The organism is Staphylococcus sp. EG-SA-10 (assembly GCF_017151945.1).
In the GTDB taxonomy this organism is placed as follows: domain Bacteria; phylum Bacillota; class Bacilli; order Staphylococcales; family Staphylococcaceae; genus Staphylococcus; species Staphylococcus aureus.
Genome location: NZ_JACVZJ010000016.1, coordinates 33,453 through 45,002, shown reverse-complemented (window position 1 = coordinate 45,002; position 11,550 = coordinate 33,453). Strand labels below are relative to the sequence as shown.

Annotated in this window: 11 protein-coding genes; 2 read left to right on the top strand and 9 right to left on the bottom strand. The window is 33.3% G+C overall.

The features are described from left to right. Positions 1–166: 166 nt before the first annotated feature. From IDG45_RS10485 to rpmH, 9 genes are all read right to left on the bottom strand, one after another. Complete coding sequence (locus IDG45_RS10485; protein WP_001054121.1) at positions 167–736, bottom strand: helix-turn-helix transcriptional regulator; 570 nt, start codon at positions 734–736, stop codon at positions 167–169. A 259-nt stretch (positions 737–995) separates the two neighbouring features. Next, complete coding sequence (locus IDG45_RS10480; protein ID WP_000779134.1) at positions 996–1,391, bottom strand: DUF3147 family protein; 396 nt, start codon at positions 1,389–1,391, stop codon at positions 996–998. Positions 1,392–1,458: 67 nt separating this feature from the next. Next, the gene (locus tag IDG45_RS10475; RefSeq protein WP_000491379.1) at positions 1,459–1,812 is read right to left on the bottom strand and encodes a DUF3147 family protein; all 354 of its coding nucleotides are present in this window, start codon (positions 1,810–1,812) and stop codon (positions 1,459–1,461) included. Between the two features lie 494 nt (positions 1,813–2,306). After that, a complete protein-coding gene (gene noc / locus IDG45_RS10470; protein ID WP_000742837.1) occupies positions 2,307–3,146 on the bottom strand; it encodes a nucleoid occlusion protein in 840 nt (279 codons plus the stop codon). Between the two features lie 42 nt (positions 3,147–3,188). Continuing rightward, a complete protein-coding gene (rsmG, locus tag IDG45_RS10465; protein WP_000215579.1) occupies positions 3,189–3,908 on the bottom strand; it encodes a 16S rRNA (guanine(527)-N(7))-methyltransferase RsmG in 720 nt (239 codons plus the stop codon). Further along, entirely contained in the window at positions 3,908–5,785 is a 1,878-nt protein-coding gene (mnmG, locus tag IDG45_RS10460) for a tRNA uridine-5-carboxymethylaminomethyl(34) synthesis enzyme MnmG (RefSeq protein ID WP_000046622.1), read from the bottom strand. Before mnmG ends, rsmG begins: the two co-directional genes overlap by 1 nt. A gap of 66 nt (positions 5,786–5,851) precedes the next feature. Beyond that, complete coding sequence (gene mnmE, locus IDG45_RS10455; protein WP_111063707.1) at positions 5,852–7,231, bottom strand: tRNA uridine-5-carboxymethylaminomethyl(34) synthesis GTPase MnmE; 1,380 nt, start codon at positions 7,229–7,231, stop codon at positions 5,852–5,854. Between the two features lie 143 nt (positions 7,232–7,374). After that, positions 7,375–7,728: a ribonuclease P protein component gene (gene rnpA / locus IDG45_RS10450; protein WP_001789343.1), complete on the bottom strand. Its 354-nt coding sequence runs from the start codon at positions 7,726–7,728 to the stop codon at positions 7,375–7,377. A 120-nt stretch (positions 7,729–7,848) separates the two neighbouring features. Beyond that, positions 7,849–7,986 carry a 50S ribosomal protein L34 gene (gene rpmH, locus IDG45_RS10445; protein WP_000240855.1) on the bottom strand — a complete coding sequence of 46 codons (138 nt, stop codon included), beginning with the start codon at positions 7,984–7,986 and terminating at the stop codon, positions 7,849–7,851. Between the two features lie 730 nt (positions 7,987–8,716). On the opposite strand from rpmH, the gene dnaA reads away from it, so the two are divergent. Then, positions 8,717–10,078 (top strand): chromosomal replication initiator protein DnaA, encoded by a 1,362-nt coding sequence (dnaA, locus tag IDG45_RS10440; RefSeq protein WP_001290436.1) that lies wholly within the window; start codon positions 8,717–8,719, stop codon positions 10,076–10,078. 277 nt (positions 10,079–10,355) lie between these two features. After that, entirely contained in the window at positions 10,356–11,489 is a 1,134-nt protein-coding gene (dnaN, locus tag IDG45_RS10435) for a DNA polymerase III subunit beta (RefSeq protein ID WP_000969811.1), read from the top strand. Positions 11,490–11,550: the final 61 nt, after the last annotated feature.

Genomic DNA, 11,550 nt, shown 5'->3' with positions numbered 1-11,550 from the left:
TAGGCGCACTTGTCTCCTTTAGTTTGGGTTTGGTCACTTTAAATTATAGAGGCAATTGCGCTTTTTGTGTATTAAAAAAAGCAGGAAGTTTTACCTTCCCACCATAAAAGATGAAGAACCATTTTTTTATGCTATTTTGGATATCATGAGACGATACGATGATGATTTATAAAAATTTATTTGCCAGATACATACTAATCAAAGCTATAAGAATGATTGCACCAACAAATGCTATGAAAGAAAGTACACCTGTTTTTATATTTCTAGCTTTAGTCGTTTGTACTTCACTAGGATCTTTTCCATTCATAAAAGCAACAATTCGATTGTAGTTATCCATTTTATGCACTTTTTTAAAGTCTTCTATTTTCATAGATGCATAATAACCTATTCCATAAATGACCATCACCGTTATACCCCAAGCCCAATTCCAATAAACAATTAAAGGTCCTGTTAAAATTGCAGCTAATGTCATGAAAATAAGCATCACATATGTCCATAAGTTAAGACTTCGTTGCGCTTTAATATCAGGTACAAATGGAATGGTCCCTTTTACTAAATCATCTAAAGTTACATTGAACAATTCGCACATCATTAATAAGTTATGTATGTCTGGTAAGCTTTTGTCATTTTCCCAATTAGAAATACTCTGCCTAGATACATATAACTTTTCAGCAAGATATTCTTGTGAATAACCATCTCGTTCCCTATATTTTTTAATTTGTTTACTCAGATTCAATTACATACGCCTCCATTCAATTAGTACAATCATTACAATCAGACTATCAGATAAAGTTAAATCAAGTCACCTGTATGATTGACTAAATGTTTTGACATACGACAACACAAGGGTTCGAAGACTCCCTTAAGACAGACCTGTATGATTACGCGCTTGTAATTTTCTCAATGCCAACTTGAATTTCATTTATTAATGATACAACTTTTCCATGCTATTCAATGCTTGCGAAGTTAGTCCTATTTAAGAGATTACGTTCACACTATTTACTATTCGATTTTCCAGCTTTCCAACTATGCTTTTCTAATCTTTTTTGTGCTATAAATTCTACCGCTTCAAAAATACATACTGCACTGATGAACCAGCTTAGGAAACCAACAATAATGCTAATCAACCACATGTGCGTCATATGTAACATCATCCATGTAACTAAAATACAAACTAATACCCCTGTCATACCAAACACTGCGCCACGACTTACATGCACAGCGACTTTATCACCATATTGCATACCTGTAATAAACATAGACACTAAAAATACTGCCGGAAACGTTGCAAATATACCGCCAAATTCTTTCCAAGGTAGTGTTACAGATACAATATAACTTAATAATACTGCAAATCCCCCCACAAAAAATTTCATTAATGTTAATTTCATGATGTTCTGCCTCCAATAATTTATTACTTAATAACTGAATACAACTAATTATCACGCATTTTCCAAACTATAAATGTCTAATACTGAATATTGCGAGGGAAATAACAAACCAACAAACAACTGTGAATATTGCGCCTTTCCGATAACCTTTATGCTTAATGTAGAGAGATGCCAAAAATACAGTTAATATACAAGACAGAATACCGACAATTGCTCCAGTACTAAGATTCATCGACATCTCCACTAATTGCGTACCACGATGATCCAAAGCTAATGCGATAATAGCCGCAAGAAAGACTGCCGGCATAGTAGCTATAATGCCTCCTAACTTACCGCCTACCTTATCAGCAATAATTGAAGCTAATGCAACAGCGATACCACCAATGACAAAATGAAGAATTGCACTTCCAATTGAAAACATCTTCAACGTACCTTTCTATAATTAATTCAATACAAAACGTATCATTCACACAAAGTGTAAAACTTAAATTTTCTACTGTAAAGGCAACTCAAGCGATGTTCATAAAGCTTTCATGATACTTTCATAAACTAGCAATAAAGGTTTCAAATAAAGGTATATCCAGCTCAAATTAGGGAGTGGGACAGAAATGATATTTTCGCAAAATTTATTTCGTCGTCCCACCCCAACTCGCATTGCCTGTAGAATTTCTTTTCGAAATTCTCTGTGTTGGGGCCCCTGACTAGAATTGAAAAAAGCTTGTTACAAGCGCATTTTCGTTCAGTCAACTACTGCCAATATAACTTCGTAGAGCATAGAACATTGATTTATGTACCAGCCTGATCAACATATAAATATAAATTTTTATGTTTCACGTAAAACAAAAAAAGACAAAGCTGTTATGATCTTAGCTTTGTCTTTTATGTGTTAGTCATCATGTATACGACATCCTACTACTAACGTTTATATATTCGAATTTTTATTTCATAATAATCTTCATGATCTTTGTCTTTATGCTCAACATGTAATCCTGTTTGTTGAATCGCTTGGATACTTTTGCCTACCTCATCTCGTGCTTGAGTGACATCTTGTGCAAAGCGAAGGTTTTGTGCTTTGACTTTTTCGGGCCCCGTTTTTTGGCGTACTCTATCTTCAGTCTGTTTCACATTTAGTTTTTGTGCAATGACTTGCTCAATCAACGCTTCTTGTTCGCTATCAGACAATGATAATACCGCTCTCGCATGGCGTTCAGTAATTTTACCTTCTCTTAAGCGAAGTAGTACTTTCGGCGCCAACTTCAATAAACGCAACTTATTTGCAATAAAGCTTTGACTTTTACCTAAACTTTTTGCCAATTCACTTTGCGTTGTATCACCAATTTCCAATAATTTCTTATAGGCTTCCGCTTCTTCAACAACAGACAAATTTTCTCTTTGAATATTCTCAATTAATGCCACAACAGCCGTCTCTTCATCATCCATATCACGAATAATAACGTCTGCTTGAGGTAAATTTAGTGATTGTATTGCTCTAAATCGGCGCTCTCCAGCAATAATTTCAAACATATCTTCTTCAATCGGTCTTACAACAATAGGCTGTAATAAACCATGTTCATGTATTGATTCAGCAAGTTCTTTAATTTTATTTGGTTCAAACACCTGTCTTGGTTGATAACGGTTGGGAACGATACGTTCAATTTGAATGGATTCAACATTACTATTGCGATCTTCTTCAATATGTCCAATGATGTCATCTTTGTTTTTCAAACCAAATAATTTTGAAAAAGGTTTTTTCATTATCCATTCGCTCCTTTTATGTTAGTTGTAAAGGATTATGCATTATTTTTCAAGTAAAGGAGTCTTATTAGGCGTCCCTGGTTTTCTTGGATACTTTTTCGGCGTCTGTCTTTTTTTATCAATAATGAACATCTGGCGCTCTCCAGCATCTTCTGGCAATTCAAAGGTATGTGTTTCTGTAACGTTACCACCTAACACACTAATTGCAAATTTTGCTTCTTCTAATTCTTCTTCACCTTTTGAAGATTTTAATGCAACAAACTGTCCACCTTTTTTAACTAGCGGTAAACACAATTCACTCAACACGGATAATCTAGCTACTGCTCTTGCAGTAACAACATCATAAGACTCCCTGTAGACACCCTTACCAAATGTTTCTGCTCTATCGTGTATAAAGCTGACATCCTGTAATTGTAATTCTGACGCTAAATGGTTTAAAAATTGAATACGCTTATTTAATGAATCAACAATCGTCACTTTTAACTGCGGAAACATTATTTTTAACGGAATACTTGGAAAACCAGCTCCAGCGCCTACATCACATATACTTATAGGCTGATTAAAATCAAAATAAAAACTAGGTGCAATGGAATCATAAAAATGTTTCAAATATACATCGTGTTCATCTGTAATACTTGTCAAATTCATCTTTTCATTCCATTCAACAAGTAAACGATAATATGTTTGAAACTGATGTTTTTGAGTCTCATTTAATTCAATATTATGTTCTTTTAATTGTTCTGCTAACCATTCTACAGTCATTAGTCACTCACCCTTTGGAGTTTACCTTGTTCTAAGTAAATCAATAATATAGATATGTCTGCTGGATTTACCCCTGATATTCTAGAAGCTTGTGCAATATTTAAAGGTTTTACTTCTGATAATTTTTCTCGCGCTTCAGTCGCCAAACTATCAATCTTACTATAATCTAAGTCTTCTGGAATTTTCTTTTCTTCCATACGCTTAACTTTCTCAACTTGTTGTAGTGATTTATTGATATAACCTTCATATTTTGTTTGTATTTCTACTTGTTCTTCAACATCTGCATTCAATTGATGTTTTTCTTCTAAAATTTCTAAAATTATATCGTAAGTCATTTCAGGTCTGCGTAATAAATCGATAGCTAAAATACCATCTTTTAAGCGAGAACCACCATGTTGTTCAATAATCGCTTGCGTATGTTCGTTTGGTTTAATACGAATATCTGATAAACGCTTAATTTCCGCATCAATTTGCTGACGTTTTTCATTAAAACGTGCATATCGTTCTTCAGAAATCATACCAAGTTCATATCCCATATCCGTCAATCTCAAATCAGCATTATCATGACGTAGTAACAAACGATATTCTGCACGTGATGTTAGTAAACGATAAGGTTCATTAGTACCTTTAGTTACAAGATCATCGATTAATACACCAATATATGCATCTGAACGACTTAATATCTTTTCGCCTGTGTTTAACACTTTACCTGCAGCGTTAATACCTGCCATCAATCCTTGTCCTGCTGCTTCTTCATAACCAGATGTACCATTAATTTGACCTGCAGTGTATAGGTTTTTAATCATTTTCGTTTCAAGTGTAGGCCATAACTGCGTTGGCACAATGGCATCATATTCAATTGCGTAGCCAGCACGCATCATATCTGCTTTTTCAAGACCTGGTATCGTCTCTAACATTTGACGTTGCACATGCTCAGGAAGACTTGTAGACAATCCTTGCACATATACTTCATTTGTATTACGACCTTCAGGCTCTAAGAAAAGTTGATGTCGCGGCTTATCATTAAATCGAACAAATTTATCTTCAATTGAAGGGCAATAACGTGGCCCGGTTCCTTTAATCATCCCTGAATACATTGCAGATAGATGTAAATTATCATCGATAACTTTGTGTGTTTCAGCATTAGTATACGTTAGCCAACATGGCAATTGATCTAATATATATTCTGTTGTTTCAAAGCTGAATGCACGACCTACATCGTCACCTGGTTGTATTTCAGTCTTCGAATAGTCAATTGTTTTTGAATTTACACGCGGTGGTGTACCTGTTTTAAAACGAACAATATCAAAACCAAGTTCTCTTAAATTGTCTGATAATGTGATTGATGGTAATTGGTGATTTGGTCCACTTGAATACTTCATATTACCTAAAATGATTTCACCACGTAAAAATGTTCCCGTTGTAATAATTACTGCTTTAGATAAATACTCTGTACCAATATTTGTACGTACACCTTTAACTTCATTATCTTCTATAATAAGTTCGTCTACCATACCTTGCATTATATGCAAATTTTCTTCATCTTCAATCACGCGTTTCATTTCTTGTTGATAAAGTACTTTATCTGCTTGCGCTCTTAGTGCTCTTACAGCAGGTCCTTTACCAGTATTTAACATTCTCATTTGAATGTGTGTTTTATCGATTGTTTTTGCCATTTGTCCACCTAAAGCATCAATTTCACGAACAACGATACCTTTAGCTGGTCCTCCTACAGATGGGTTACATGGCATAAATGCAATATTATCTAAATTTATTGTTAGCATTAATGTTTTAGCACCACGTCTTGCAGATGCTAAACCTGCTTCTACACCTGCATGTCCCGCACCTATAACGATTACATCATATTCTTGAGCCACAATATAAACCTCCTTATTTGATATCTTACTAGCCTTCTTTAGACGGTATTCCGTCTAATTCAATTACTATTTACCTAAGCAGAATTGACTGAATAACTGATCGATGAGTTCATCACTTGCAGTCTCACCAATAATTTCTCCTAATATTTCCCAAGTTCTAGTTAAATCAATTTGTACCATATCCATAGGCACACCAGATTCTGCTGCATCAATCGCATCTTGTATCGTTTGTCTTGCTTGTTTTAATAAAGAAATATGTCTTGAATTAGAAACATAAGTCATATCTTGATTTTGTACTTCTCCACCAAAGAACAAATCTCGAATTTGTATTTCTAATTCATCAATACCTTCTTGTTTTAACATTGAAGTTTGAATTAATGGCGTATTGCCTATCATATCTTTAACTTCATTAATATCTATATTTTGCTCTAAATCCATTTTATTAACAATTACGATTACATCTTCATTTTTAACCACTTCATATAATGTGTAATCTTCTTGAGTCAATGCTTCGTTATTGTTTAATACAAATAAAATTAAGTCTGCTTGGCTAAGAGCCTTTCTAGAGCGTTCAACACCAATCTTCTCTACTATATCTTCTGTCTCACGTATACCAGCAGTATCAACTAATCTTAATGGCACGCCACGAACATTGACGTACTCTTCTAAGACATCTCTAGTCGTACCTGCTACCTCAGTTACAATCGCTTTATTATCTTGTATTAAACTATTTAACATCGATGATTTACCTACGTTTGGTTTACCAACAATAACTGTAGATAAACCTTCACGCATAATTTTACCCTGCGCACCGGTATCTAATAAACGATTAATTTCCTGTTTGATTTCTTTAGACTGCTCTAAAAGAAATTCAGTAGTCGCATCTTCAACATCATCGTATTCAGGATAATCAATATTCACTTCCACTTGAGCGAGTATCTCTAATATAGATTGACGTTGTTTTTTGATTAAGTCACTTAGACGACCTTCAATTTGATTCATCGCAACTTTAGAAGCTCTATCTGTTTTCGAGCGAATAAAGTCCATAACTGCTTCAGCTTGAGATAAATCAATACGACCATTTAAAAAGGCACGTTTTGTAAATTCACCTGGCTCAGCCATTCTAGCGCCATATGTCATAGTAAGTTCCAGCACTCTATTAATAGTTAAAATACCACCATGACAATTAATTTCTATAATATCTTCGCGTGTAAATGTTTTTGGCGCTCTTAACACAGACACCATAACTTCTTCAACCACTTCTTTAGACTCTGGATCAATAATATGACCGTAATTAATCGTATGTGATGGAACATCATTTAAAAGATGTTTTCCTTTATATAATTTGTCAGCAATTTCAACGGCTTGCGGTCCAGACAATCGAACAATTCCAATTGCCCCTTCACCCATTGGTGTTGAAATACTCGTAATTGTATCTAAATCCATATTGCTACTCGCCTCCTTCAACGATGTGAATACATTTTAAAGTAAGTTGTTATATCCCTGAGGTTAGTCTTACGTTTGTCTGAGGTAAGACTTCGGGATGTGTTGAGTGGTTAATGTTTTACTCCCTTTCCCCTACCCTATCCTTACTTAATCTTTTTATTAAAAACTTTGGCAATTTTAAGTACGTGCTCAAGACTATTCTGTATTTGTAAAGTCGTCATATCTTTAGCTGGCTGTCTTGCTATTACAATAATATCTTTGGCCAATATATGCGACTTATGTACTTTGAAATTTTCACGTATTGCTCTTTTAATCTTGTTTCTTAACACTGCATTACCTAGTTTTTTAGAAACACTAATACCTAAGCGAAAATGGTCTATTTCTTTATTATTACAAGTGTATACAACAAATTGTCTGTTGGCTACAGAATGACCTTTTTTATATATTCTCTGAAAATCTGCATTCTTTTTAATTCGGTAAGCTTTTTCCAATAACATCACTCGCTTATTTATCGTTTTTATTTGAAGCTATATTTAAACTTCTATTGAGCTTATAACATAAATTTCTATTTATTCTTAATTTAAACGAAAAAAAAGATCACTGATGAGTCAGTGATCTTATGCAGATAAAACTTTACGGCCTTTACGACGACGGCGCGCTAAAACTTTACGGCCATTTTTTGTGCTCATGCGTTTTCTGAAACCATGAACTTTACTATGTTTACGTTTATTTGGTTGATAAGTACGTTTTACCATGCAAAACACCTCCATCTTTATACAGTTATCTAATATACCAGATTATGCAGACTCTGATCACTTTAATAGATAAGATTTTGCGTTTCTTAGATTAAAATTCTCGTATTAGCTCATTGATTATCTAGTCATAATTCAAGCAACTACTACAATATAACAAAATCCTTTTTATAACGCAAGTTCATTTTATACTACTGCTCAATTTTTTTACTTTTATCGATTAAAGATAGAAATACACGATGCGAGCAATCAAATTTCATAACATCACCATGAGTTTGGTCCGAAGCATGAGTGTTTACAATGTTTGAATACCTTATACAGTTCTTATACATACTTTATAAATTATTTCCCAAGCTGTTTTGATACACACACTAACAGATACTCTATAGAAGGAAAAGTTATCCACTTATGCACATTTATAGTTTTCAGAATTGTGGATAATTAGAAATTACACACAAAGTTATACTATTTTTAGCAACATATTCACAGGTATTTGACATATAGAGAACTGAAAAAGTATAATTGTGTGGATAAGTCGTCCAACTCATGATTTTATAAGGATTTATTTATTGATATTTACATAAAAATACTGTGCATAACTAATAAGCAGGATAAAGTTATCCACCGATTGTTATTAACTTGTGGATAATTATTAACATGGTGTGTTTAGAAGTTATCCACGGCTGTTATTTTTGTGTATAACTTAAAAATTTAAGAAAGATGGAGTAAATTTATGTCGGAAAAAGAAATTTGGGAAAAAGTGCTTGAAATTGCTCAAGAAAAATTATCAGCTGTAAGTTACTCAACTTTCCTAAAAGATACTGAGCTTTACACGATCAAAGATGGTGAAGCTATCGTATTATCGAGTATTCCTTTTAATGCAAATTGGTTAAATCAACAATATGCTGAAATTATCCAAGCAATCTTATTTGATGTTGTAGGCTATGAAGTAAAACCTCACTTTATTACTACTGAAGAATTAGCAAATTATAGTAATTATGAAACTGCTACTCCAAAAGAAACAACAAAACCTTCTACTGAAACAACTGAGGATAATCATGTGCTTGGTAGAGAGCAATTCAATGCCCATAACACATTTGACACTTTTGTAATCGGACCTGGTAACCGCTTTCCACATGCAGCGAGTTTAGCTGTGGCCGAAGCACCAGCCAAAGCGTACAATCCATTATTTATCTATGGAGGTGTTGGTTTAGGAAAAACCCATTTAATGCATGCCATTGGTCATCATGTTTTAGATAATAATCCAAATGCCAAAGTGATTTACACATCAAGTGAAAAATTCACAAATGAATTTATTAAATCAATTCGTGATAACGAAGGTGAAGCTTTCAGAGAAAGATATCGTAATATCGACGTCTTATTAATCGATGATATTCAGTTCATACAAAATAAAGTACAAACACAAGAAGAATTTTTCTATACTTTTAATGAATTGCATCAGAATAACAAGCAAATAGTTATTTCGAGTGATCGACCGCCAAAGGAAATTGCACAATTAGAAGATCGATTACGTTCACGCTTTGAATGGGGGCTAATTGTTGATATTACGCCACCAGATTATGAAACTCGAATGGCAATTTTGCAGAAGAAAATTGAAGAAGAAAAATTAGATATTCCACCAGAAGCTTTAAATTATATAGCAAATCAAATTCAATCTAATATTCGTGAATTAGAAGGTGCATTAACGCGTTTACTTGCATATTCACAATTATTAGGAAAACCAATTACAACTGAATTAACTGCTGAAGCTTTAAAAGATATCATTCAAGCACCAAAATCTAAAAAGATTACCATCCAAGATATTCAAAAAATTGTAGGCCAGTATTATAATGTTAGAATTGAAGATTTCAGTGCAAAAAAACGTACAAAGTCAATTGCATATCCGCGTCAAATAGCTATGTACTTGTCTAGAGAGCTTACAGATTTCTCATTACCTAAAATTGGTGAAGAATTTGGTGGGCGTGATCATACGACCGTCATTCATGCTCATGAAAAAATATCTAAAGATTTAAAAGAAGATCCTATTTTTAAACAAGAAGTAGAGAATCTTGAAAAAGAAATAAGAAATGTATAAGTAGGAAACTTTGGGAAATGTAATCTGTTATATAACAGCACTAATAATAACAATCATTTTTTACATTTCTATATGATAATGTGGCAAGATGAGCAAAACTCATTTTGTGGATAATGTTTAAAAGTCATACACACCATACACAAGTTATCAACATGTGTATAACTTCGCCAAATCTATGTTTTTAAGACTTATCCACCAATCCACAGCACCTACTACTATTACTAAGAACTTAAAACCTATATAATTATATATAAACGACTGGAAGGAGTTTTAATTAATGATGGAATTCACTATTAAAAGAGATTATTTTATTACACAATTAAATGACACATTAAAAGCTATTTCACCAAGAACAACATTACCTATATTAACTGGTATCAAAATCGATGCAAAAGAACATGAAGTTATATTAACTGGTTCAGACTCTGAAATTTCAATAGAAATCACTATTCCTAAAACTGTAGATGGCGAAGATATTGTCAATATTTCAGAAACAGGCTCAGTAGTACTTCCTGGACGATTCTTTGTTGATATTATAAAAAAATTACCTGGTAAAGATGTTAAATTATCTACAAATGAACAATTCCAGACATTAATTACATCAGGTCATTCTGAATTTAATTTAAGTGGCTTAGATCCAGATCAATATCCTTTATTACCTCAAGTTTCTAGAGATGACGCAATTCAATTGTCGGTAAAAGTGCTTAAAAACGTAATTGCACAAACGAATTTTGCAGTGTCCACCTCAGAAACACGCCCAGTACTAACTGGTGTGAACTGGCTTATACAAGAAAATGAATTAATATGCACAGCAACTGACTCACACCGCTTGGCTGTAAGAAAGTTGCAGTTAGAAGATGTTTCTGAAAACAAAAATGTCATCATTCCAGGTAAGGCTTTAGCTGAATTAAATAAAATTATGTCTGACAATGAAGAAGACATTGATATCTTCTTTGCTTCAAACCAAGTTTTATTTAAAGTTGGAAATGTGAACTTTATTTCTCGATTATTAGAAGGACATTATCCTGATACAACACGTTTATTCCCTGAAAACTATGAAATTAAATTAAGTATAGACAATGGGGAGTTTTATCATGCGATTGATCGTGCATCTTTATTAGCACGTGAAGGTGGTAATAACGTTATTAAATTAAGTACAGGTGATGACGTTGTTGAATTATCTTCTACATCACCAGAAATTGGTACTGTAAAAGAAGAAGTTGATGCAAACGATGTTGAAGGTGGTAGCCTGAAAATTTCATTCAACTCTAAATATATGATGGATGCTTTAAAAGCAATCGATAATGATGAGGTTGAAGTTGAATTCTTCGGTACAATGAAACCATTTATTCTAAAACCAAAAGGTGACGACTCGGTAACGCAATTAATTTTACCAATCAGAACTTACTAAAAATAAATATAAATAAAGGATGACGTGATTAATTAAAACGTCATCCTTTATTTTTTGGCAA

Bases quoted from the DNA above. Each gene is read 5' to 3' on its own strand.
- IDG45_RS10480 (WP_000779134.1), bottom strand. From the start codon at position 1,391: ATGAAATTAACATTAATGAAATTTTTTGTGGGGGGATTTGCAGTATTA.
- IDG45_RS10475 (WP_000491379.1), bottom strand. From the start codon at position 1,812: ATGTTTTCAATTGGAAGTGCAATTCTTCATTTTGTCATTGGTGGTATC.
- noc (WP_000742837.1), bottom strand. From the start codon at position 3,146: ATGAAAAAACCTTTTTCAAAATTATTTGGTTTGAAAAACAAAGATGAC.
- rsmG (WP_000215579.1), bottom strand. From the start codon at position 3,908: ATGACTGTAGAATGGTTAGCAGAACAATTAAAAGAACATAATATTGAA.
- mnmE (WP_111063707.1), bottom strand. From the start codon at position 7,231: ATGGATTTAGATACAATTACGAGTATTTCAACACCAATGGGTGAAGGG.
- rnpA (WP_001789343.1), bottom strand. From the start codon at position 7,728: ATGTTATTGGAAAAAGCTTACCGAATTAAAAAGAATGCAGATTTTCAG.
- rpmH (WP_000240855.1), bottom strand. From the start codon at position 7,986: ATGGTAAAACGTACTTATCAACCAAATAAACGTAAACATAGTAAAGTT.
- dnaA (WP_001290436.1), top strand. From the start codon at position 8,717: ATGTCGGAAAAAGAAATTTGGGAAAAAGTGCTTGAAATTGCTCAAGAA.
- dnaN (WP_000969811.1), top strand. From the start codon at position 10,356: ATGATGGAATTCACTATTAAAAGAGATTATTTTATTACACAATTAAAT.